Genomic DNA, 24,911 nt, shown 5'->3' with positions numbered 1-24,911 from the left:
TCATAAATTCCCCTTACGAGCTATGTTTAGTGCTGCCCACCTAACTTACTAACGTTTCATGAGTGACTTGGCTACTGCGATCGCGCAAACCACAATTAACTGGTCTAGCTTGCTGCAACAGTTACTTGATCGAGAATCTTTATCGATCAATCAAGCATCACAGCTAATGCAAGGATGGTTGAATGAGGAAATTCCTGAAGCTTTATCAGGTGCGATTCTTGCCGCTATCCAAGCCAAAGGCGTATCTGCCCAAGAACTAGCAGGGATGGCAGATGTGTTGCAATCTCAATCGTTACAAAAGACAGCAATCAACCACAAAACACCTGTCATTGATACCTGTGGCACAGGTGGAGATGGTGCATTAACTTTTAATATTTCAACAGCTGTTGCTTTTGTTGCGGCAGCGGCTGGTGTCCGGGTTGCGAAGCATGGTAATCGTTCTGCCTCAAGCCTCGTTGGTTCAGCGGATGTCCTGGAAGCTATGGGTGTTAATTTATCCGCGTCCGCCGAGAAGGTGCAAGCGGCACTGGATGAAGTGGGTATCACATTTCTTTTTGCTCGTGGTTGGCACCCAGCGCTGAAAGCCGTTGCGCCACTGCGACAAACACTGAAGGTACGAACAGTGTTTAACCTTTTAGGGCCACTGGTGAATCCGTTGCGCCCTACAGGACAAGTACTTGGGGTATTTGATTCCAAGGTTGTCGCAACTGTTGCTCAAGCGTTGTGCCAGATGGGAACTCCAAAAGCGATCGTCCTGCATGGACGGGAAAAACTTGATGAGGCAGGTTTAGCCGACAAAACTGACATGGCACTCCTTTCGGAGGGTGATGTGCGGCTAGCAACCCTAGATCCCCAACAGCTAGGCTTAACTCCAGCACCAACAAGCGCCTTGCAAGGCGGGAATGTTGAAGACAATGTTTTGATTTTGCGGAATGTTTTGCAAGGTAAAGCAACACAGGCACAGCAGGATGCTGTGGCATTAAATGCCTCACTCGCGCTTCAAGTCGGTGGTATTATTCCCCTAGAAGACCATAAAGCCGGGATTGAGCTAGCGAGGGAGGTCATGAATAGTGGTGCGGCTTGGTCAAAGCTGGAGCAGCTAGTAGAATTTTTAAGCTAAAGATAGCCAATGCTCCAGTTATAAAAAGATTTAACGAGAGAATTTTATTTACTGGGCTAAATACACCTACCGGCTGAGTTCTGGCTACATTGGAGGGAAGACGGGTTCAAGGAATAGCCACTCCTATGCTGCAAGCAGAACAAGTATTACATGAGCGTTATCAGCTCAAGCAAAAGCTGGGACAGAATGCAGGGCGTCAAACTTGGTTGGCTGAGGATATCGGGGTGTCACCGACTGAATTAGTGGTTGTCAAACTGCTGGCCTTTGGTGGTGAGGTGCAATGGGATGATTTAAAACTATTTGAGCGAGAAGCGCAGATACTCAAGCAGCTCAATCATCCCCGTATCCCTAAGTATCGGGATTATTTTCACATTGATGAGCGATCGCTTTGGTTTGGCTTGGTGCAGGAATATATTCCAGGGAACTCTCTAAAGGCACAACTAACCCAAGGTAAGCGATTTACGGAAGAACAAATTCGTAAAATCGCTGTCGATGTTCTGTTGATTCTAAAATTTCTCCATCAACTCCTTCCCCCTGTGCTGCATCGCGATATTAAACCCAGCAATTTGATTTGGGGTGAGGATGAGCAGGTTTATTTGGTAGATTTTGGGGCGGTACAAGAGCGATCGCATCAAGAAGGAACAACGTTTACTGTGGTGGGAACCTATGGTTACGCACCGATGGAACAGTTTGGTGGCAGGGCGATACCCGCTTCCGATCTTTATGCCTTGGGTGCAAGCTTGATTCATCTGCTCACCGGGACAGCACCTGCTGACTTGCCCTCTCGAAATTTGCAAATTTGCTTTGAAGAGCGGGTACACCTTAGTCGTGGCATGGTGAACTGGATAAAGACGCTGACAGAACCTGCACCAGAGCAACGCTTTCAGAGTGCGGCAGAAGCGCTTTCTGCGCTGAAATACGGTATCGTACTTGACAAACATGAGGATAGTCGAGAGGTGCCTTTAGAACTCACCCCGATGAAATCCCTAGCATTTGTCAATAATTCTGGGAACAGTAATTTACTGGATTCTTCAGTACCCGTTCCTGATGAAATTAAGGGTTGGAATTGGGGTGCGTTTTTGATGCCGTGGTTGTGGCCGCTCACCAATCATGTTTGGATTGGGCTGTCCTCTTGGGTACCTTCTCCTAGTTGGGTAATGATTGTTGCGATCGCATTAGGGGGTAAAGGCAACGAATGGGCTTGGAAGAGTAGACGGTGGAAGAGTATTGAACAGTTCAAAATGCACCAACGCCGTTGGACAATTGCTGGAATTTTTATTTGGCTACCGATGATTTTATCGATTCTTGCCGAAGTTCTTGATTAGCGTTAGAGATTCCGATAATACATTGATTGTTAATCACCAGCTTCTAGAGGTGCAATTAATTGCGCCCCTAGGGCAAAGATATCCTGAATTAGGGAGATGCTTTTATTGCTACCTATCTACTAATCGGAGTTCTAAAAGGTGACAACTCCTACACCATACTGTACTCAGTTGGTGTAGGCTTCTCAGCGACTCCAGCTATTGCTTCGGACATTGACTGAGCTTTAAGAACGGATTGCCCTACCGCTCTATTTTTTATATTCACTGCTGCGTTGTGGTCACGGTCTAGTTCACATCCACATGAACAACTATGCCAACGAATGTGCAGCTTCTTTGGTACTTTCTCACCGCAACCAGAGCAATCTTGTGATGTATTATGGGCATTGACTGGGACAACCATCAAACCAGCATTTACGGCTTTGTTTGTCAGTATCGACAGAAAGCTTGACCACCCAGCGTCCAAAACAGATTTAGCCAATCGGGTACGAGCAAGTCCTTTGATGTTCAACTGTTCGTGAGCAACTACGTCATATTTCGATAACAGCCAATTCACTGTTTTGAAGTGGAAATCTTTTCTCTTGTCTGCAACCTTTTTGTGTTGTCTACCTAGTTGCTTGATGGCTTCCAGTCTGCCATTACTCCCTTTCTTGCGACGAGATACCCGTTTCTGGATAACCCGCAGACGCTTCTGAGATTTACGGTAGTGTTGAGGGATAGCAACCGTTTCAGCCTCAGAAGTTGTCAAGAATTCCTTCAACCCCATATCAATTCCAGTGATTTTATCTGGATTGAAATCTGGTTTAATTTCAGGAACAGTTTTATCTTCTAAAGAGAGTGTTAGATAGAAGCCGTCAGCTTTCTTGGTGACAGATGCGATTTTGATTTTGAACCCGTCAGGAATAGGACGATGCAGAATAACCTTAACTTTTCCGAACATTGGTAAGTTAATCAGATTGCTCTGCAAACATCCTTCTTTCATCTGAGGATAGGTAAACGTGCGATAACGGTTACGAGCCTTGAATCTCGGTCTGCCACTACGTTTACCGTTACTGTCACCCTTTAAGAAACGGTCAAATGTTACCTTAACTCGCTTGACTACATCCTGAAGGACTTGCGAATAGATTTCGCCGTACCAAGGATGAGTTTCCTTGAGTTGAGGTAACGTCTTTTTTTGACTGTAGTAATCAGGGTTGTCTCGTAGTTCTGGTAGGTGACAGATAAGAGGGCAAGCATTAACAGGAGAACGGTTTTGCTCGTACCAATTAAACCTATCAGCCAACAAATAGTTGTACTGAGCGCACAGCATGGATAGCCATCTGTCTAGCACTGTGGACTGCTGGCGAGTTGGACGTAATCGGTACTGATAGGCTATTCTCATGACATAATCATACCAGAAGTGACGGCAATATGATGGTATGACAAAAATAACAATCCGCCCATCTGATAGCGAGTATGAGCATCTAGTGAAGTACTGCAAAACCAAAGGACGAACTCAAAATGACGTACTCCGAGAACTTATTAGGAGATTGTCAATCAAAGGGGTATTGAACCCCATTGATTGACCGCTAGCTCCACCCCACACCAACCTGGGTACAGGTATGGTGTGGGGCTTCCGGCGATTAGCTAAATTAGAGAAAACTCGGCTTAGAAGCATCAAGAACCAAATGCTAAAAGCAGGACAGGTATTACAAGAGCGTTATCAACTCAAGCGAAAACTGGGGCAGAATGCGGGGCGTCAAACCTGGCTGGCAGAGGATTTGCTTGTACCAGATGAATTTGTAATTGTCAAGTTTCTTGTCTTTGGCGGCGAGGTACAGTGGGATGACCTGAAACTATTTGAGCGGGAAGCCCAGGTTCTCAAACAGCTCAACCATCCTCGTATCCCCAAGTATCGGGATTATTTTCACATTGATGAGCGATCGCTTTGGTTTGGCTTAGTGCAGGAGTATATCCCAGGCTCATCATTAAAGGAACAGCTAATTCAGGGTAAACGCTTTACAGAAAGCCAAGTTCGCAAAATCGCGGTTGATATTCTGAAAATACTAGAGTTTCTCCATCACCTGAACCCTGCCGTCTTGCATCGTGACATCAAGCCCAGCAATCTGATTTGGGGTGAGGATGAGCAGGTTTATTTGGTCGATTTTGGGGCAGTGCAGGAGCGATCGCATCAAGAGGGAGCGACGTTTACCGTCGTGGGAACCTATGGTTATGCACCGATGGAACAGTTTGGCGGCAGGGCAGTGCCTGCTTCCGATCTTTATGCTTTGGGGGCAACATTAATTCATTTGCTCACTGGGTGTGCGCCTGGAGACTTGCCGCAACGGAATCTGCGGATTGGCTTTCAAGAGCAGGTAAACCTCAGTCGTAGTATGGTGCAGTGGCTCGAAAAGCTAACAGAACCAGCTCCAGAGCAACGATTTAAAAGCGCCTCACAAGCACTTTCTGCTCTGGAATCCGGCATGGTACCTGACAAACCTAGAGACAGCCAGCTCATGAAGCCAGCCGTAGTCACCGTCGTGAATAATTCAGGGTGTGGGGATTTATTTGATTCCTCAGTGCCAGTACCTGATGAAATTCAGGGTTGGAATTGGGGTGCTTTTTTGATGCCTTACTTCTGGCCGTTCACAAACAAAGTTTGGATTGGACTACTTGCCTTAGTGCCGCAAGTTGGATGGTTAGTTGCGATCGCATTGGGGGCAAAAGGCAATGAATGGGCTTGGAAAAGTAGAAAGTGGCGAAGCATTGAACAGTTCAAAGCCCATCAACGAGGCTGGACGATGGCTGGGCTTTTTATTGGGATACCAATGGCTTGGATCTATATCGCGATCATCGCTGGTTTCCTAGGTTCTCTTTAAAAACTCTGGGTTAAGAGGTAATACGCATGAACTTTGGGAGTTTTTTCCCCATCACCTCATCACTCCATTGTCAAGGATAGTTATTAGAAACCTACCCTTAAAAGGAGTAGGAAAGAGAATTCAGTTTCACTAAAGATATTTGGCTTAAAACCATCAAGAACCAAATGCTAGAAGCAGGACAAATCTTACACGATCGCTATCAACTTAAACAAAAATTAGGACAAAATGCAGGGCGTCAAACCTGGCTAGCAGAGGATTTGCAAGCCATTCCCGCCGCATTGGTGATTGTCAAGCTGCTGGCATTTGGGGGTGAGGTGCAGTGGGATGACCTGAAACTATTTGAACGGGAAGCCCAGGTTCTCAAACAGCTCAACCATTCCCGGATTCCCAAGTACTATGATTATTTTTCAATTGATGAGCGATCGCTTTGGTTTGGATTAGTCCAAGAATTTATCCCCGGTGCCTCCCTGAAGGAATTGCTGAATCAGGGGAAACGGTTTACTGAGAAGCAAGTTCGCCAAGTTGCGATCAATGTTTTGAACATTCTGATTTATCTGCATGAATTGAAGCCGCAGGTACTGCATCGGGATATTAAGCCGAGTAATTTGATTTTGGGTGAGGATAAACAGGTCTATTTAGTTGATTTTGGAGCCGTACAAGACCGAGCCGTCAAAGAAGGGGCAACGTTTACGGTAGTCGGAACCTATGGTTATGCACCAATGGAACAATTTGGTGGGAGGGCAGTTCCAGCATCTGACCTCTACGCACTGGGAGCCAGTCTAATTCATCTGCTCACAGGTACTGCTCCGGCTGACTTGCCCCAAGATGATTTACGAATTCAGTTTAGCGATAAGGTAACCCTGACACCCAGCTTTAGCGAATGGCTGGAAAAACTCACCGAGCCATCCTTGAAACGTCGGTTTAGCACGGCTGACGAAGCCATGAAAGCTCTCAGCTTTGGTATTCAAACTCCTGAGAACGCGGCATTGTCTGCTCCTGTTAGTACTGGACGACTCCGCCCACCGTTTGGGACTCGCGTTCAGGTGAGTCAGTCTCCCGAACGGCTACGAATTGTTATCCCTGAGCGTAGCCCAAGAGGTAAGCAAGGGCTTGCGCTGTTAGGCAGTTATGCTATGTTTGCGCTCGTTGGCATTCTCTGGATAGTGACTAATGTGGGAATCCCATTAATCGGATTGCCATTTTTGACAGCCCTCTTGATCTTCTCAATTAAATACACACAGTTTCGCCACCAACGTACTCAAGTTGACTTCAACCGCAATACGAGTCGTTTTGAACTGCAATGGCAATGGTTTAACTACGTCATTACTCGCTATAAAGGGTCACTCTCTGACATTATGTATACGTGTTGCTACAGCAGCAAGGATGGCGCAAAAGTCCTGCTTACTGGCACCGAACCCTATTCCTTTGGTCACGGATTAACGGAACTGGAATGTGCTTGGTTGGCGCAAGAAATCCAAAGCTGGCTAAACCTTAAGTAAAGACGGCTTCAGAACTACGGGGAACTGCCGCATTGACTAACGGTAACAATGGGCCTGCTTGGTCGGTACCATTCACCGCCAAGTCGCTGTGACACAGGTAAATCCGCTCACCGGCACGCCCCAATAAGTCTCGCAAAATCCGCTGCAACCGTTGACTATCCGCCGCGATTTTATCGTCTTCTGTCCAAGGGCGTCCTGACCACTCATGGAGAAATAAGTTAGCTCCAAACAGAGTCGCGGCACCGCCTTTGTCCCAGAGAGGAGAACCCGCATCGAGCCAGAAATGCCAACGGTGGAAGCGGCGATTGGCGCGGTATTGGAAGATGGTGGCGAGAGTGACGGTGTTATTCGCTGCTGGGGCAAGGCGACGGACGGGGTGAGGATTTGCGGTAACGGTACCACGACGCAGCAGTTGGATGAATTGACCAATTGTTGTGTGGGCTGGGGTATCTTTCCTCGTTATCCCGGCTTGGTTTGCGGCATCAGAGGGCGTTTTCCGGAGGCGTCCATCGACTTCCCAGTAGTGTTGCGCGGTTTCCATCAGTTCCCGTAGTGCGGCTAGTTGGTCGTAGGGAAGGTTACTACCATTCCACAAGAATTTCTGAATGGCTCGGTCAAGAACGACAACGCAGGAGGGAATCAGCCGTTGTTGTTGTTGCGATCGCTGTATTTCTAACCATTGCACAATCTCTGTATAAGCGGTTGTTGCGCGATGCCCCAATCTGTCCCAACGGGGAAAGGATTCCACGGGTAGCAAGTTGGGTTGTTCTAGGTTAGGGGAATAGCAGTAATCAGCGAGTAACCCAGCCCGAACTGGGTCAATATGAGGTGTGGTGATGGGTGATTCCCCCTCGTCTAGCGGTACCTCTTGCTTGCGACTTAGAACCACTAGCATCTCGGCAACGGCATCCCGGTCAACTAAGCGTCCTAAACCCGGATAAACCAGGGCTAAGAGCGTTAGGAGGGCACGAATCATTGGCGAACTGATCAGGGGACGCTGGTCGTTCAGCGGTTCTACGGCTATGTTATGACTGGTGAGGATTTCGGTGAGGGTGTAGCGCGCGATCGCATCTAAACCAGGGGCAATAACGGCAATTTCTCCGGGTTGCACTTGTCCCGATTGTACGCCTTCAATAATCACCTCAGCCGTCTGCCTTAACAGTGCGGCACGAGAGGTGGTTTGCATGGACTGTAATGACTCCGGTAGTGTAGACAAAATCACTGAGTCGCTGACTAAATCTACAGCAATACCTCCTAACGGTTCTGCTAGGGAACCAATCGGTAGTGTATCCAAGCTTTCAATCTGGCAACGTCCTGCCAAGCCTTCCAGGTAGTTGGGGTCAGCATTCAAGCCCAAGCGTACCTTACCATCAGGGTTGTAGGTAAATGCGGCAACCGCTCCTTGGTCTAAGAGAAGCTCAAATAAGTCGCGTGCGATCGCAGGATAATCATCTACATCATCGGCTAGTATTGCTTGACATCGCTGTCGCAAATGCTGTTGATACGTTGCATCTTGCAACAGTTCAGACCAATACAAGTCGCAAATTATTCCATACGTCAGAAACCCCTGATCGAGACACCAACGCCGCCAGTTCAGGAGCATCTGTCCAACACACTCCCAAAGTTCCGGTGTCCCCTGATCCTCCAGGAAACCCGTTTCGAGAATGCTTGGAATATCTCCAACGGCTGTCCCACTCACCGCCGCCAACTGCAACAAGTCCAAAATCCGACGCACTTTCGCATCCTCATTCGCCCCTGGTAGCTGTGTTCCCCAGCGTTCCAACTCAGCCTGCCACAATTGGGTTGCCAACTCTTGCTCAGTTTCGGGACGCAGCCGCAAGGGAAACTGTGCCCTGAGATTCAACCGCTGAATTAATAGCGGCCAAAACAGCATCACCTCATCCTGAAAAAAACCTAATGGTGTTTTAGACAGTATCGGGTACCGTCCTTGGATTGCCATTGTCAGCCGATCAGCCAAATCCCGCCGCGTATCGTCATTGGCGGCAAATACTAATATTCCTGGGGCAAGTCTTTTGTCGCGACGGCTCATCCGCGAGAAGGGACGAGAAAGCGATCGTGACTTACCGATGTCCGCTTCAATCCATTGGCAAAATTGACTCACAAGGCGAGTTGTCTTACCACTGCGCGTTGCTCCAGTGATCCAAAGTGAATGTTGAAGCACCAATCTCTTTTGTGTAAATCTGTTAACATACCACGTACATGGTATCTAAAATCTCTGGCATTACAGAATGTCAGAACTTACCGGAATTGCCTTCTATTTTGAAACCTTTGTTTCGATGAAGCTAAACTTTCTCTTCCGCACTGCCAATCGATGGTTCTCCGATACACCAGAAAGAGCCTTAGACCAAGCTTACAAAGCTGCCTTAATGATTAAAGCCATTGAAGATGAACATTTTAATGGCAAAAAAATATCCGCTGAATCTGCTGACTACGGTGATAGTGTAATTTCCTATTTCGAGTCAGAGCTGAAGAAATACTTGAAAACTGTTAAATTCAGGCTTGCAGAGTTTAGAGGCAGTCGTTCTATTTTCAGCAACTCTGAGCAAAAGATGCTCAACATTAATCGTATAGATGGTAGTAATAATCCCCGTCAATATTATCCTAGTGACCTCAACGAAAAGCAGTCAATCATTTTTGAGAAACTAAATTTTATTGATGAGATAGTCGGCAAATATACAGAAAAGAAGTCTCCTGTACCTTCTGCTTCTTTAATCCCCATCCCTCAACCCAAAGCCAATCAAGTTATCCAATCTAGCTCCAATCAACTTGTTACTGACCAAACCCCTAAACAACCCAAGTCTTTGCAAAAAGAAGCTGTAACCAAAAGGGGTGTAGTAACTAATGTTGAGACGGTTTCTGACAAAACAGGTGTATTACCCAGGTCAATTTTAAGGACATTTAATAGAATTCAGAGTGAATTAGACCCAAAAGCTGAAGAAGAAGTCGTTAAAAACTTCCGCAACTCTAAACTTAAAACAATAATTTCCCTTAAGTTTATCCTTACCTTAATTATTGTTCCCATTCTAACCCATCAAGTCACAAAAACTTTAATTGTTGGCCCGGTTGTTGACCACTTCAGAAGCGAGGACAATCCAGTTATCTTCTTAAATCTTGATATGGAAGAGGAAGCTTTTGTCGAATTACAGCGGTTTGAAGAAGAACTAAAGTTTAAGAGTTTGCTAGGTTTTTCTCCTGAATTGTCTCAAGAGAAAAGGGAAGAGCAAGTGAGAGAAAAAGCCGTTGAAATGGCAAAAGAATATAGAGATAGAAGTGCCAATGCTATTAAAAATATTTTCTCAGATATCCTTTCCCTTGCCGCGTTTGGTTTGGTTATTTTTAGCAGTAGGCAAGATATTGTAGTTTTAAAATCTTTTATGGATGATATTGTCTATGGTCTCAGTGATAGTGCCAAGGCGTTTATAATTATCTTGTTTACTGATATGTTTGTGGGGTTCCACTCACCTCATGGATGGGAAGTTATCCTTGAAGGTGTATCCGAACATCTAGGAATTCCAGAAAGCCGAGATTTCATATTTTTGTTTATTGCAACGTTCCCAGTTATTTTGGATTCAGTTATTAAATACTGGATTTTCCGCTATCTAAATCGGGTGTCCCCTTCGGCAGTGGCTACCTATCGCAATATGAATGAATAAGCTGGTAAGGCTAATAAACCGTTTACCAATTCTTTCTAAGTCAGTGCCATTCTGCTTAGATGGTCAGTCAGTAATTATTGGAACTTTGTTCTTGAACAATATCACCACTGATTGACTCTGAGTTTTGTTGCAAAACTTCAGCCATACTCTTATAAATTAAAGCTTTGAGAATTGACTGTTCCTCTGGACAACGGTAGAGAATGGTAGGGTCTTCTGGTAGGTCTTTCATATCCTTAATAATCGTATAGTAATTGGGGATTTGGTTGAGGACACAATTAATCAACTTATGCCGCCATTGCTGGATTGAAAAAGCTGCTTGATAGGCTTGCTTAGGGCAATCTTCTAAGACACTGTCAACTTCTTTAATTACTAGATACAAGGTTAAGTTAATTAACTTAGGAAGCATTCATTACCTCAAGTTTCAATGATTTATAGCGTTTCTCTATTTGCTGAGAGACAAAGTCGTTGGCTTTAAGGCACAAGGCTCCAGGGCAAAGGGCAGAAGCTGAGGGTACTCTACTTATTTGAGAACCGCTATAGTTGTGATTTGTATGATGATTTTTCTGGAGCCTTCCCTAGGTCGTAATAGCTAAAAATAGAAATTTATTAGCGCTGACTCAGCTTTCAATAACACTAAGCTGTTGGCAAGGAATAAAAAAACTGTTAGTCTCTGTGCAAACTTCTAAAAAACCTTCTAGCCCAGCCTCAAACATTTCACGCTGACCGGGAAAGATAACTCGCTCAAAATTAAACTTGGGACTATTTGTAATTCGGATAACTTGAACTTGACTAGTGGTGTTGATGTAAAAACATAAAATTTTGCGATCGCTTTTAGAAGCGGTGGCTTTCTCAGAGGCAGTAAGTATCGACATCAGGGTTCTAGTGAGAGTGAGTAGAAGAAAGCACCTGGGAGATAGACCGATAGGCAAGTTAGGTAGCAGTTGGCGTAGAAGACATACACATTAAAATGTCTACCGTTTACATTTATTCGGTACTCCCAGGTATGGCATAGGAGTTGGTCATTAAAAAGATAACTACTTCTGTATACGTTGCACTTCTACCTAGCAACAGAACTGATGTTAACTATCTGTGTAACCTCAGTTACAACGCCGCCGAGGGAGGGAAGGTTATCTATGAAGATTTTAATTTTCTACACAACAACATTAATGCTCCTCAACCTAGCTGTCCATCGTTTCGCGATAATGGATTAAAGTACAAACAGCCAATTCCTTACTAATCTCTCAATTGGGTAGTGTATAGAGGAAGCAAACTCTTTATGCTCACCTCAAGTCGAAAGAATATTCAAGGTTTAATATGAACGTAGATAGGTTTGCTCAGCAAGTACAAGCAATTCACTGGCGCTTAGCTGAGATGTACCGAGGCGCAGATACTGCGCTACAGCCAACATCAGATTTACTGCTACCCGTTGCCTTCAAAGAACTCGGTACAGCCTCAGAAGAACTACAGGTAGCTGCAGAACAACTGCTTGAGCAGACTGAAGAACTAGCCACAACACGAGCGCAGGTTGAAGCAGAACGGCAACGCTACAAAGAACTCTTTGAGTTCATGCCAAATGCTTACTTGGTAACCGATGACCAAGGGAAAATTCTGGAAGCTAATCGTGCTGCGGCTACTCTCCTCAACATTGAGCAATCATTTTTACCTGGTAAACTGCTTGTTAGCTTCATTCCTCCCCAAGAACGTCGAGCATTTCGCAACAAGCTTCTCCAGATGCATCGGTCTGAATGGGTACAGGAGTCGGCACTGAGTCTACAACCCCGTCATGGTGAAGCCTTTGAGGCGGCTGTGAATATATCCGTTGTTCGCGAGGTTCTAGACCAAGCGGTTACCCTGCGTTGGATAGTACGGGACATCAGCGAGCGCAAGCGGGCACTTAAGGCGCTTAATACTAGTGAGTATAACTCTTACCATGATCGTCCTTGGCATTGCTATTCCAAAGGTGAGCTGATTCACCTAGAACCTTCGCTGTTATACATTGTTCGTCAAGGTCTGGTAAAGCTAAGCACAATGAGCGAAAGCGGCGACGAGATATTGATGGGGTTGGTCGGGTCATCAATGCCTTTTGGCTCTAGCCTGACCTCACTGCCGATATACCAAGCCATTGCATTTTCGGATGAAGTTCAGTTAGTTAACATTTCCCTATCAGAAATTGCAGGTTCTCCTCATCTGACGCAAGCTCTTTTGTCGCCTATCAACGCACGCTTACGGCAAACTGAATTACTTTTAGCCATTGCTGGAAAGCGACAAGTGAAAGACCGTCTATATCACCTATTGCAGTTGTTAAAAAAGGAAATTGGTCAAAGTGTTAGTCAAGGTACTCGTTTGACTGTTCGGATAACGCATCAGGACTTAGCAGATGCCTGCTGCACGACGAGGGTGACAATCACACGGCTGCTTAGTAAGTTCCGCCGAGAAGGTAAGATTACTTTTGATTCTAAGCAGCACATGATTATAAAGAATGAAATTTAACGGAAGTGCTTGTTATCGGTGAACCGTTAACAGGTCATAGTTAACAAGCCTCTGAGTGTTCTTCTATACAGATTTATATGACTAATTTTATCCTTTAGATAGATGGACTTGTACAGAAAGCAAATCTCTAGATAGAGTTAAAACAAATGAGCTTTTAACTAAAACTATAAGTATAGGATTTCCTAAGTACTCAGTCTCGCTAGGAAAGGCTAAATATTTTCTAAATTTGAATAGAAGGAGTTCAACATGCCTGGTCAAATGTGTTGGTTACCTGTTCTTGGAGCAGGTGAAGAAAAGGTCTTACACTTACGGAATTATCCCAATGAACCTTGGAAACCTTACACAGCTTGTTCAAGCTATTTCGTTTCTGACTACACGATGCCACAGGGTTCTAAAGGATGGGCAACCTATCAAAGATTAATTAAGAATGGCTGGACTATAGTGCCCAATGCCCAAGCCTATAGTTTACAAAAATCAGCAGAACTCGAATTGAAAGTCTAGTTCCTACTGTTTCTCTCAAAAAGCTTGGCTTTCAAGAAAACGTTAAGCTGCTTATTTGGCACAGGGGAGGATTAGCGCAAGGAAATAATAGGCGATCGCAAAAATTAAATAAGTAATAAGGAGGTTGAAAATCAATGAGTTCAAGTTTAATAGCAACACCAAAATTTACAAGGAATCAAAGAATCCGCTTTGCTGGCAGCTTAGGCAGAATCAAAAGCTATCAGGCTGGTTCAAATACCTGGACTTATGTTGTTGAGATGGAGATGGAACAAAACCCTGATTTTGATAGAGTTGGCAACGAGGCAAGCATTCTCCTCGATGAAGCAGACATTAATGGGTATTAAAAAAAGGCAGAGGGCAGAAGGAACAAAGACTTATACTTTCTACTTTTGGCTCCGTTGTTAACGGGTTACTTATTTCTGGTGGGCTGCACGAGGCATCTCACTTAATCACTTGCGTTATCAACTTGCATTCTCTGAGTTTTCTCCTAAAATCTGGATGATGGACACCGTGATACATTGGTGGTGCTGGGCAATACGCTGCGTCCATAGCTGTAGGTCAGATTTAGGAGACAAAGATGTTAACGCTCTCACCAATCAGTGACATCATTCAACAACAACGCCAATTCTTTGCAACTGGCATAACGAAAGATGTTGCTTTTCGCTTAGAACAGCTTAAGCGTCTCAAGCAAGCGATTGTAGACAACCAAGCCGCAATCCTTGCAGCGATTAATGCTGACCTCAACAAACCTGAATTTGAGGCGTATGCGACTGAGATTGGTGTAGTTAGAGAGATTGATTACGCCATCAAGCATCTCAAGTCTTGGGTTAAGCCCAAAAAAGTCAGCACGTCTATTGAGCAATTTCCCTCCTCCGCCTGCATTTATCCTGAACCGCTGGGAGTCGTGCTGATCATCAGCCCTTGGAACTACCCGTTTCAGTTGATGATTTCTCCCTTAGTGGGTGCGATCGCAGCAGGTAATTGCGCGATTCTTAAACCCTCAGAACTTGCAGCGAATACCTCCCGCATCGTCACCCAGATTACCGAAAAAACGTTTGACCCTAGCTATATCACCTCTATTGAAGGTGATGTGGAAACAAGCCAACAACTCCTAGCCGAAAAGTTTGACCACATCTTTTTCACAGGTGGCACGAAAATTGGTCAAATCGTCATGGAGGCGGCAGCCAAACACCTAACACCTGTAACTCTAGAATTAGGTGGCAAGAGTCCCTGTATTGTGGATTCAAATGTCCATATAGAACACGCTGCCAAACGGATTGCTTGGGGCAAGTTTATCAATGCGGGTCAAACTTGCATTGCCCCGGATTACCTTTTAGTGGATCGCACCGTTAAAAATGACCTGTTGACTAGCATCAAACAGTGCATCCAAGAATTTTACGGCGATGACCCTGCCAAAAGTCCTGATTATGGCAGGATTATTAACCAACGGCACTTTGAACGGCTTGCTTCATTTTTGAACGAGGGTCAACCTTACATCGGGGGTCAAATTAATCCAGAGGAACGATACATTGCTCCTACTGTCATTGATGGGGTGGATTGGGATACACCAATAATGCAAGAAGAAATCTTTGGGCCAATTCTGCCAGTACTGGAATACTCAGATTTGTCAGATGCGATCGCTAAAATTAATGAGCGTCCAAAACCCTTAGCCTTGTATCTCTTCTCCAAAGATCAGCAGAAGCAGGAACGAGTCTTACGGGAAACCTCATCTGGGGGAGTCTGTATTAATGACACGGTGATGCAGGTGGGTGTCTCGGAACTGCCGTTTGGTGGTGTTGGTTCTAGCGGTATTGGCAGCTATCATGGCAAGGCAAGTTTTGATACCTTTTCACACCCGAAGAGTGTATTGAAGCGATCATTTTTACTTGATCTAGATTGGCGCTATGCTCCTTATCAAGGCAAGCTAAAACTCATCAAGCGGATTATCGGGTAAAAGTTTTAAGGAAAGGTCTTGTTATTTCCGGGTAGTCTTAAAGGGGAATCTCGCTCTCGCGGGAGCAAACAGGCTATGTTTCACCTGTTCATCCCAATGAAACCCCATTCAGGTAGAGGTGTGTGTTTTCAGGTCTTTCCCAAACTAGCTCTCGTCAAAGAAAAATTGTTAACGTTGTCCTCCGGCACGGTTGGGGTTATATGCGAGGACTTCTCCTTGGGGGGAAAACTGAAGAACCTTCACTACCCCCCCCATTAGTGCTATGTAATATATTGGTGGAGCTTGGCCCTGTCTACGTTAAGCTTGGACAACTGCTTAGTACGCGCCCCGACCTGTTACCCCCACCCTATATTGAAGCCTTAACATCCCTGCAAGCTGAAGTCCCACCAGTGGCTTGGGAAGCAGTAGAAGCGATTATCCGCAAGCAGCTTTCTCAACCAATAGAGCAAATTTTTAGCATTATTCATCACCAACCTGTTGCCGCCGGATCGATCGCACAAACTCATCGCGCTAGGCTTATTGATGGACGTGAGGTGGCATTAAAAATTCAACGCCCAGGCATTGATAGAGTTGTTGAGCAAGATATTAGGTTGCTTCGCGGCTTGGCACGATTGGTCAATCGCACGGCTGTGGGGCAGTATTACAATCTAGTCTCTGTCGTTGAGGAATTCGCGAGTGCCTTGCGGGCTGAGCTAAATTTTACCCAAGAAGCCAGTTACACTGACACACTACGACGCAATCTCTCCAAGAGTTTTTGGTTCGATCCGCAAAAGCTCGTTCTTCCAGAAATTTATTGGGATTTGACGAGTGAAAAGTTACTCGTTATGGAGTGGCTGACTGGCGTTCCCCTGTTACAGGCAGACATGAGAGGGACAAACTATGGGGGCAATGCCAAAGCCGAACGCCAAGCCCTTGCCGATTTAATTGTTAGAGCTTATTTTCAACAGTTTTATATCGACGGCATATTTCATGCTGACCCTCACCCCGGAAATCTGTTTTACATTGAACCAGGGCGTATTGCTCTAATTGATTTTGGTTTGATGGGTCGTTTAGACCCCCGCACTCAACAAATTTTGATAGAACTGATTTTGGCGATCGCAAACTTGGATAGCAAGCGGTGTAGCCAATTAACGCTGGAACTGGCAGAGTCTACTATCCCTGTGAATCTTGCTCACTTAGAAAATGACTTTGACCGATTGCTACGACGTTACTACAACCTAAACATAGCGGAAATTAACTTTAGCCAGTTGACCTATCAAGTGTTGCAAATTGCCCAGAAACACAAAATTCGTGTTCCCAGCAACATGGGATTGTATGCCAAGACTCTTGCCAATCTAGAAGGGGTAGCTCGCCAACTCGACCCTGATTTCAATTTAATCGAGCAAGTTAAACCCCTAATGGCAGATTTATTCCGGCAACGATTAATTGGACATGCTCCCCTGCAAGACCTTTTAAGAGCAGCGCTCGATATCAAATCCCTATCTCTAGAGGCTCCTCGCCAGTTGGAGATGTTATTAGATCGGGTGACTTCTGAAACATTGCAATGGAACATAGCAGTGCGAGGACTTGACCCAATTCGCCGTAGTCTCCATAGTGTAGGTAATCAACTAACCTTCGGGATCGTGACAGCGGCTATCCTGATTGGTGCTGCAATGATTTTTTCCCAAGCTCCCAGTAATCCAATTTTCTTTTGGGTGAGCGGTAGTCTCTTTGTGGTGGCTAGTGTAATCGGCTTGTGGTTGATAATCAGCATGATTAGAAGCGGACGAGTGAAGTAAGATGAGCTTCTATTTCCTGACGCGATCGCCAAACAGGACGCAACTTTTTACTCGCAAACAGCTTCAACTGCTCGCTCCTACCGACTGAGCCAGGTTGAGTGGCATTGCCGTAACTCGTCAGCGCCATTGCTCGGACTGGGTTAGAAAATTCGATCGCGGCAACATAGGACTCTCCGCCAATAGCTTCAAAACGCTGGTCTTCTGATGGCACAAACCAAAGCGTTCGGAAAAGACCGAGGTCATCGGCACCCCCATTAGCAGGCAAATCCATGTCGCCAACACGTAAGCGGAAAACGTCTCCCCACGGTACATCCAACGCTCCATAAGCAGCCTCGACCTTAGTAGCTGCGGCTTCCAGTGCTGCCACAGCGCTAGTTGGATCGGCAAGACCATCAGGTGTCGCAAATGGGGCATTCTCATCCCAAGGAATGGCAAACAAGTTGGAGAAATCTACAGCTTGCTGCCAGAAGGCAAAAAGTACTGCACCACGGCTATTGGCATCAGCCTTACGATCCCAATCGCTGAGTACATCAGCCGCCCGCCGCGCCAACTCTCCACCCTGCTGTCGTGCAGCAGCAATTAGATCGTCGAGCAAGCGATCAGCTAGTTCCATGTGTGTCGAGTGCTTGTACTCGACCATTTCCTCGAAGGAAATTTGTTTATCCTCAGCAAGCATGTGAGCAGAACGTTGGGGTCGGAACCCCATGAAACTGTGTGGTGCCATGTAGGCTGGATAGTTATCCGGATTGATTGCGGATGGGAATGTTGTTGTCCAGGGTGGATCGTTGGCATTCTGTAGCCAGCCGCTTGGTGGATCGATTACGCGGGGTAAATCGCGGTAGGGGTGAAGTTTCGTCCACAACGTAGCCGATGTGTTGCCAGGAATGATGCTCGACCAAGATTCAAAATCGCCTTGACTTCGGACTGGCACTTGACCATTAAATAGATGCAGAATGTGTCCGTCTCGATCTGCATACATCACAGTGAACATCGGAATCTGTAAGCGCTGGAGAGCAGTTTCAAATTCAACCAGGTTTTTGGCCCGCGCCATATCCCACCATTCCTCCAATGCCCCAGGCTGGTCAAGTCCGACGACCCGTAAGGCAATGACTTTGCCGTCTTTCTCGGCAACAATTGGCCCATGAACGGAGCGTCGTACTATTAATGGTTCTTGACGTAGAGTGCCGTCAGCCTGCCTAACTTTAAGGGGTTTTTCTTCTGTCTCAAAGGCTCGAACCTTACCGTCAAACTGGTATCCTCCATTTGCTAGTGTCAGTTCGTAGGCATCCCATCCATCATGGGTGTTTACGGTGTGAGTCCAGCCTTGATAATCGTTGAATGCAATGTTTAAAACGGGGATACCGACCAGTGATGCTCCATAGGCATCGATACCTGGGGCAGTCAGTTGGGCTTCATACCAAAGGAATAAATCAGACCAAAGCAGGTGTGGGTTTGCCAGCAGCATCGCGTTTCCACTGGCAGATTGGGAAGGTGCGATCGCCCAACCATTAGAACCCATTTTTTGCTCAGACGCAGATCTAGCAGACTGCTCTTCGCTAATGTCTTCTATGTCATCGGGATTGACAACAAACGTGAAATGAAGCACCCGCTGGAGGTGAGCCAGGATATCCACTGCACTCACTGGCAGCACAGTCTCAACTTCATCATCAATTAGCTCGGCATGTTCTTTGGCATAGGCGTTAATCCCGTTGGCGAAGGCATCTAGATAGCCGCGAAAGGTTAGGCTTTGCCTGTCGTACCATTGACGAGAGCGATCGGGAACTCCCATTGTTTGAACCCACCGATCTGACTCTAAGTAATCTTCACCCCAGTATTCTGCTGCTCGTCCCCGTGCTTGCCCGTAGAGACGCAAAATCAGGTTCCCGTGACTTTGCATCTGCGCCCACCCAAAGGCGTGGAACAGTTCCTTTGAATTCTGGCTGTAGATATGAGGTACACCGTAAGTATCCCAAAGAATTTTTGTCTTTTTCGACTCAGCAGCAAGGCTGTGGATGCCTGTGAGTAAGGTAAAGACGAGACTAAAAAGCAGGAGGAGTCGAAGCGATCGCCTTCTAAAACCAGTTTGTTTTGACAGTACAGAGAACATTTATTTTTAAACAATCTTTGATATAAATTGACAATTTAAACTTCCTGTGCAGTAGCTACGTGTCGAAATTAATTAGGCAAGAGCCTGCACTAGCCAACAGCAGCATCATGGTCAGGCATTACCTTCTCCACATCCCGCAACACTGGGAAAGCATACCCGGCCAAGCCAATTAGCAACATGCAGATAGCACAGAACACATATAGTAGTGCCATCCCTGCACCTGCCCCCGTGCCGAATAGTCCACCAAACACGGGAGCGAGACTTCCTCCCGGCTTCATTGCTGGTTCAAAGACGTAATCCGCCAGAGAGCCGCCGAGCAAGTAGCCGATGGGTGAAGTAACCATCACGCTCATGGAACTCGCAGCAAACACTCGCCCTTGCCAATCAGGTCTTACCTTACTCAACCAAATCGCTTGAGAGCAACTGCCAAGAAACGGGAAATTAAAAGAGGAACAGAACTGTGCTGGAACCCAAATCGACAGGTTCTGACCCAATCCAAATACGGTTTTGCTCAAGCCTGCCCCCACCATGCTCATGAGTACGGCATGGATTCGGCGCTTTGGTCCCCCCCAAGTACTCATGAGCGACGCTCCAAACACGCCACCCACACCTGCTGCCATCGACACGCTTGCTAATGCGGTGGCATTATTATCAGAGCGGGCAAGAACCATTGGCGAATAGACAGCAGCGCCAAAGTCATGAGCTAGCTGGAACGCCGACATTACTACAACCAGTGCCATCAGACTGGGACGCGCCAAGATGTAGCGGAAGCCGAAGAAAAGTTCCTTTCGGATGTTCTTTTGGGGGTGCGGTTCTGTCGGAGTGCGGGGAGGTTGGGGAATTGGCACGAGGAGTAGTGTTGTAACTGCGATCGCAAATGTTATGAAATCAATGCACAAAATTCCGCTCAGACCAATGACATAGTAGAAAGACGCTGCCAGAGCAGGGGCAATAATATCGGCACCGTAACTCGCTAGGAAATCCAAGCTGCTGGCGCGACTATATTGCTCCTTGGGAACTAGCAGCGAGACTGAGGCCGAGTAGGCAAGTAACTGAAGGCAACTAAACGCACCGTTGATTGTGCTGGTTACATAGATATGCCAGATTTGCAGGTTGTTTGTCAGATAGAGCAGGAGGATGATAAGTGTGGAAAGTCCTACTGCCGCGTCACAAGCAACAAGCAGTAATTTACGGTTCCAGCGATCGACAATCATCCCAGCCAAGGGCGAAATCAAGACGTTTGCTAGACGGTTAAAGAAATAAACCAAGGCTAATGCTGTTGCTTGCCCCGTGAGTTCCCAAGCCCACAGGGTAAGGGCAAAGGTGGTCATGTAGCTACCGACAATTGAGACAGTCTGACCGCTCCAGATGATGAGGAAGGTACGCAGACTAGCAAGCTGTCTTGTTATCCTCATCACATCTTGCTTCGCTCCTCGATTAGGTACTTAAACAAGTCGTCGAGGACGAGGTTGGCTGTCAGAGGGCTACCAATAGTCCAATGGTCTTCCACCTGATAAACCCTACCTTGCTCAACTGCGTCCAATTTCAACCAGAGAGGGTCTGACTTAAGCCGATTCAGATTCTCTCGCGCCGATCGCACGGTTGCTAGAGTATCGCTGTAACTCCACGCCAATATGACATCCCCATCGCCATAGCGCATCAGCTCCTTGCTAATCCTCTCGCCAATCAATCTGCTCTTGTCCCGAACTTGAGCAGGTGGACGAGGTAAACCGATGTCTTGCAAAATTGTGCCGCCAAAGGAATTCTGGAAGAAGATGAATATCCCCTCCGGATAAACACCGATGAGTGAAACGCTTGTTTGCTTCAGCCGCTCTCCCATCTGAGCTTTAAAGCGTTCTATACGCTCGTCGTACTGAGCCATCAATTGTTTTGCCTTATCGGTCATTCCCAGCGCCTCGGCGTGTAGCGCCAACGCTTCCTTCCATTCACCAATTCTGAAATCGGTAATAACAGTGGGCGCAATTTTCGAGAGCTTATCGTAAACTGGCTCGGCGTTCCATTTTTGAGCCAGAATCAGGTCAGGCTTCAAAAGGAGAATTTTCTCAAGGTTTACTTGTTCGCTGTAGCCGAGAATCTCAACATCCTTGAGTTTGTCGAGTACAAATGATGGCACATTTGACACTGCACCGATAGGCTGAACGCCCAAAGACAAAAGATTAACGACTGCATTACTAACCAGCGCCACAACTCGCTGGGGATGAGCGGGGACACAAGTTTCACCCAGAGCGTGCTTGACCATTCGGCAGGAAGATTCCAGCCGCTCTTGTGTCTTTGGAGAATCGCCATCGTGGGGTGCAGCCTTCACGGATTCAGATAACTGCGAGCCAGTAGAAACAGAATCTTGGGATAAACTGCCGCTGCAAGCACAGACTAGCCCAAAGGCAAGCAGTGCAAACAGGCACAGTTGGATAATCCTCAGGGTCAATTTAGGCTCTGGCGAATGGCATGAAGCCGTTGGCGAATTTGAAAAACCTAACCCCCCAACCCCCTTCCCGTGCAGGGAAGGGGGAGCAGAACTCCCCTCTCCTCTTAGAGGAAGGGCTAGGGGAGGGGTCAGACCTCTCGTGAATTTTCTCTTTCTCCCCATATCCCCATCTACTATCTTTGAACGCAACTCGGTATCAATCCTTGCATCACCAGCTAACGCGGTAGCCAACACTTATGGTTCTGCCACTGGCTGGACTGACAAAACTCTCAAAACCGATCCTCCTTAGTGATTGGTCGTAGGCTTGGAAATATTGATTGTCGAGCAAATTCCGGATGCCGATTTGGAGCATTCCAGGACCAATTTGGATGCTGCCAAGATAATCCAAAACGACATAGCTCTCGACGGGTGAACGATCGATTCCGTCGTCAAAAGCGCGATCACGACTGCCAACTAACAAAGCCTGAAGCCGATTCCGCCAACCTGGAGTAGTTTGATGCTCGACATAAGCCGTCAGCTTCAACGGTTGGATGCGATCGGTTCCGAGAGCTAAGTACCCTTCATCATCATCAGGAAGATCGACCTCTCCTTCTGACCAACCCAACGTACCACCTAGTGAAAAACCGCCACCGGGCTGCCAATCGAGAGTTGCTTCTACGCCGTAAACTCGCTCTGGAGCACGGATAAGTTCAAAGATATTACCGTTAGGTATGATGACTCCGCCCAAATCGGATTCGTTGAAAAACCCAGCTAAAGACACCTGCACCTCAGACCAGTTGCCGCGTACCCCGATTTCGTAATTGTTGACCTTTTGCGGTTCCAGATCCCGCACGCTGCTTTCAAAGTTAAATCCGGCAGGTGGAGCAAATAGAACATCGACCAGATTGGGAACTGAAAAGCCCTGAGCATAGTTGGTATACAAACTTACTTCATCAGTGGCTTGATAGACTGCACCGACATTGAAGACAATATCATCAAAGTTACGTTTGCCGCCTTCAGCCTGGTCACCGAAAAGAGTAGTGTAGCTAGGAGCGCTAACATCAAAACGATCGTAACGCGCCCCCCCACTTAGAGCGACGCGATCGCTCACGTCCCATTGCAGTTGGGCAAACAAACCTAGGTTTTCGACATCATAAGGGGGAACGACAGTCACCTCACCAATTTTTTCTAATACCCGTCCGCCACTGCTATCGAACTCTTCAGGGTCGAAAAGATTCCTAAAAAAGAAGTTTTCCTCATTTGCGTAGTCAGCACCCCAAAGCAGGCTGATCGTTTCCTCTGAGTTAAAAGGTGTCTCAATCTGCAACCGTGCTCCCCAATTTTCGGCTTCGACAACCCCTTGATTAATACCCTGATCGGCACTACGGCTATCGCGGGCATCTGCGTAAACTTTGTTATCTCGGAAGTAAGCTTGCAACCCAAGCCGACTGCCCAATATATTCTCGTTCGTGTAATTGAGGTTGAGGGCAGAATTGCGATCGCTTTGCGGGGAAGTTCCAATGAAGTCGATGCCCTCTTCAAAAACGATGGCACGAGGCTTTTGGATGCCAGGAATATTGTTAATACTAGGGTCTGAGATCGCGTTGGTATCTCGTTCAGTAGAGTAGTGACTAGCACTCAGTTCCAAGCGTTGTTGGTCATTAATGTCCCATCCCACCTTACCGAGTAGGTTGAAGGTTTCGCTTTCATCTATCCCCTGTCTAATGGCAAGGCGATCGCCTTCGGCATCAAAACTTGCTCCAACATCGTCCCGCGATAGATTAATCACCAAGTCAACATCGCCTTCATTGACCTCAAGACCATACTCTTGGTAGTTACCAAAACTTTCTGCTTCCAACTCTCCTAATGCAGCCGTGACACCAACTTCTACCGTAGTTCTCAGCCGTTGCTCCTCATTGGGCTTTCGCGTAATGATGTTAATGACACCCCCAGTTGCTCCTTGACCATAGATCGCACTTGGTCCGCGCACCACCTCAATGCGCTCGATGGAAGCTGGATCGATTGTTTGTAGCTGTCTGCCAAAATTACCAGAATTCGTATTTTGAGGGACACCATCAATCAAAACTAGAGGGGCACGACCTCGCAAAGAAGCGGTTGTATCAGTGAAAGCCCTTTCCGTAGGGGGTCCGTAGCCAGGAACGGTTTGAGCGAGAATGTCTTGTACGTCCCTTGTAAGGGTGGCTTGTTGCTCGATCTCCTCACGGGTAATTACCGTCACCGATCGCGGCACTTTTGGTAACTCTTGTGCCGTGCGCGTTGCAGTGACTACAATCTCAAGTTCTGTTTCTTCCCCATCTCCGATAAGCTCTTCTTCCCCATCCTCTAGCACTGGAGCCAAACTTAGAGCCAAACCGCTCTCAGTCGAAATCACCTCCACCGTCGGCGTTCCCGTCTCTCCAATGACGGCAACTTGGATACTATTCGCATCGAGCTGAGTCACACTGACAGAACTAATTCCTTCTGCTGGGTTGTCTGCGCGAAACTCGTCACCCTCTGGAAGCACTAGCACGGCATTGGGGATATCAGCAATTAAGCTATTGCCCTCACTTCGGGTTTCGACTTCTAGCGAGTCTCCATCTTGGGTTTCTAAAATGACTTCAAAGCCGATGTCTGTTGGGTTAAGTCGTACACTTGTTACTTGTGCAACACCCGACTCGACCTGAGCGACTGGTGATGAACCTGCTGAGTTTGGCACAGACTCCTGAAATAACCCCTCCGCACGGGTAAGGGGAAACTCTATCTCGCTAAGACGGGGAATCGTCGTCATTGGGAATTGAGAACTGGAAGCATGGGGAGAACTTTTCTCCATCTCCCCATCTGGCACTGCTGTCCCTAAAGCTTGGTTGGGATTAGGCTGAGCCGAAACGCTCAAAGGCTCTGCCAGCACTGGCGGCATAATGCCAATACTGAGCAGTGCAATGATTGAAAACGGTAGATACAGTTTCATGACTTCTCCTCACCCCCAATAGGGGCAATCGAGTGTTGATTGTTCCCTAAAGGTTTTAATAATTATTCTCAATAGCACCCGCTCAGAATAAAACGGTAATGTTACTAAGGTCAAGAGAAGGATATGAAGATTTGTATAGTATCCCTACTTTGCCAAGAACTATAATCTGTACACCCAGCCTTTGAAAGTGTGTAATGCTTGTACCAATTGCCTTTTGC

18 protein-coding genes are annotated in these 24,911 nt (G+C 46.7%); 10 read left to right on the top strand and 8 right to left on the bottom strand.

From position 1 onward, the window contains the following. Positions 1-58: 58 nt before the first annotated feature. Together trpD and H6F98_RS15515 are read left to right on the top strand one after the other, a co-directional pair. On the top strand, positions 59-1,120 hold the full coding sequence (trpD, locus tag H6F98_RS15520) for an anthranilate phosphoribosyltransferase (protein ID WP_192219602.1): 1,062 nt from the start codon (positions 59-61) through the stop codon (positions 1,118-1,120). A gap of 125 nt (positions 1,121-1,245) precedes the next feature. After that, the gene (locus H6F98_RS15515; RefSeq protein ID WP_192219601.1) at positions 1,246-2,445 is read left to right on the top strand and encodes a serine/threonine-protein kinase; all 1,200 of its coding nucleotides are present in this window, start codon (positions 1,246-1,248) and stop codon (positions 2,443-2,445) included. Positions 2,446-2,593: 148 nt separating this feature from the next. Here H6F98_RS15515 and H6F98_RS15510 read toward each other — a convergent pair whose 3' ends face one another. Continuing rightward, on the bottom strand, positions 2,594-3,820 hold the full coding sequence (locus H6F98_RS15510; RefSeq protein ID WP_192219600.1) for an RNA-guided endonuclease TnpB family protein: 1,227 nt from the start codon (positions 3,818-3,820) through the stop codon (positions 2,594-2,596). A 286-nt stretch (positions 3,821-4,106) separates the two neighbouring features. Here H6F98_RS15510 and H6F98_RS15505 point away from each other — a divergent pair, with 286 nt between their 5' ends. Both H6F98_RS15505 and H6F98_RS15500 read left to right on the top strand, forming a co-directional pair. Further along, positions 4,107-5,297, top strand: a complete 1,191-nt coding sequence (locus H6F98_RS15505) for a serine/threonine-protein kinase (protein WP_192219667.1) — start codon at positions 4,107-4,109, stop codon at positions 5,295-5,297. A gap of 164 nt (positions 5,298-5,461) precedes the next feature. After that, on the top strand, positions 5,462-6,796 hold the full coding sequence (locus tag H6F98_RS15500) for a serine/threonine-protein kinase (protein ID WP_192219599.1): 1,335 nt from the start codon (positions 5,462-5,464) through the stop codon (positions 6,794-6,796). Here H6F98_RS15500 and H6F98_RS15495 read toward each other — a convergent pair. After that, positions 6,789-8,978 (bottom strand): recombinase family protein, encoded by a 2,190-nt coding sequence (locus tag H6F98_RS15495; RefSeq protein WP_192219598.1) that lies wholly within the window; start codon positions 8,976-8,978, stop codon positions 6,789-6,791. The two genes, H6F98_RS15500 and H6F98_RS15495, sit on opposite strands and share 8 nt — an antisense overlap. Positions 8,979-9,093: 115 nt before the next feature. Between H6F98_RS15495 and H6F98_RS15490 the strand changes: the two genes are divergently transcribed. Then, entirely contained in the window at positions 9,094-10,470 is a 1,377-nt protein-coding gene (locus H6F98_RS15490; protein WP_192219666.1) for a proton extrusion protein PcxA, read from the top strand. Between the two features lie 67 nt (positions 10,471-10,537). Here H6F98_RS15490 and H6F98_RS15485 read toward each other — a convergent pair whose 3' ends face one another. Together H6F98_RS15485 and H6F98_RS15480 are read right to left on the bottom strand one after the other, a co-directional pair. Then, positions 10,538-10,876: a hypothetical protein gene (locus H6F98_RS15485; RefSeq protein ID WP_192219597.1), complete on the bottom strand. Its 339-nt coding sequence runs from the start codon at positions 10,874-10,876 to the stop codon at positions 10,538-10,540. Positions 10,877-11,087: 211 nt separating this feature from the next. Further along, positions 11,088-11,342, bottom strand: coding sequence for a DUF1830 domain-containing protein (locus H6F98_RS15480; protein WP_192219596.1), 255 nt, complete (start codon positions 11,340-11,342; stop codon positions 11,088-11,090). 442 nt (positions 11,343-11,784) lie between these two features. Between H6F98_RS15480 and H6F98_RS15475 the strand changes: the two genes are divergently transcribed. The 5 genes from H6F98_RS15475 (at position 11,785) to H6F98_RS15455 (ending at position 17,193) form a co-directional block, all read left to right on the top strand. Then, on the top strand, positions 11,785-12,960 hold the full coding sequence (locus H6F98_RS15475; RefSeq protein WP_192219595.1) for a PAS domain S-box protein: 1,176 nt from the start codon (positions 11,785-11,787) through the stop codon (positions 12,958-12,960). 246 nt (positions 12,961-13,206) lie between these two features. Next, positions 13,207-13,461, top strand: a complete 255-nt coding sequence (locus H6F98_RS15470) for a hypothetical protein (protein ID WP_192219594.1) — start codon at positions 13,207-13,209, stop codon at positions 13,459-13,461. A 134-nt stretch (positions 13,462-13,595) separates the two neighbouring features. Beyond that, positions 13,596-13,805 (top strand): hypothetical protein, encoded by a 210-nt coding sequence (locus tag H6F98_RS15465; RefSeq protein ID WP_192219593.1) that lies wholly within the window; start codon positions 13,596-13,598, stop codon positions 13,803-13,805. Positions 13,806-14,038: 233 nt separating this feature from the next. After that, positions 14,039-15,415, top strand: a complete 1,377-nt coding sequence (locus H6F98_RS15460) for an aldehyde dehydrogenase (RefSeq protein ID WP_192219592.1) — start codon at positions 14,039-14,041, stop codon at positions 15,413-15,415. 122 nt (positions 15,416-15,537) lie between these two features. Beyond that, positions 15,538-17,193, top strand: coding sequence for an AarF/ABC1/UbiB kinase family protein (locus H6F98_RS15455; RefSeq protein WP_192219591.1), 1,656 nt, complete (start codon positions 15,538-15,540; stop codon positions 17,191-17,193). Here H6F98_RS15455 and H6F98_RS15450 read toward each other — a convergent pair. The 4 genes from H6F98_RS15450 to H6F98_RS15435 all read right to left on the bottom strand — a co-directional run bounded on the left by H6F98_RS15450 (position 17,171) and on the right by H6F98_RS15435 (position 24,693). Next, positions 17,171-19,300 carry an acylase gene (locus H6F98_RS15450; protein ID WP_192219590.1) on the bottom strand — a complete coding sequence of 710 codons (2,130 nt, stop codon included), beginning with the start codon at positions 19,298-19,300 and terminating at the stop codon, positions 17,171-17,173. The genes H6F98_RS15455 and H6F98_RS15450 overlap by 23 nt on opposite strands. 89 nt (positions 19,301-19,389) lie before the next feature. Then, positions 19,390-20,715, bottom strand: coding sequence for an MFS transporter (locus tag H6F98_RS15445; protein ID WP_242058555.1), 1,326 nt, complete (start codon positions 20,713-20,715; stop codon positions 19,390-19,392). Next, positions 20,715-21,977, bottom strand: a complete 1,263-nt coding sequence (locus H6F98_RS15440; RefSeq protein ID WP_192219589.1) for an ABC transporter substrate-binding protein — start codon at positions 21,975-21,977, stop codon at positions 20,715-20,717. The genes H6F98_RS15445 and H6F98_RS15440 overlap by 1 nt, the downstream gene beginning before the upstream one ends. Then, complete coding sequence (locus H6F98_RS15435; RefSeq protein WP_192219588.1) at positions 21,955-24,693, bottom strand: TonB-dependent receptor domain-containing protein; 2,739 nt, start codon at positions 24,691-24,693, stop codon at positions 21,955-21,957. Before H6F98_RS15435 ends, H6F98_RS15440 begins: the two co-directional genes overlap by 23 nt. Positions 24,694-24,911: the final 218 nt, after the last annotated feature.

The organism is Microcoleus sp. FACHB-SPT15, from assembly GCF_014849525.1.
Taxonomy (GTDB): Bacteria; Cyanobacteriota; Cyanobacteriia; order Cyanobacteriales; family Coleofasciculaceae; genus Symplocastrum; species Symplocastrum torsivum.
This window is presented reverse-complemented; position numbering and strand designations above follow the sequence as displayed.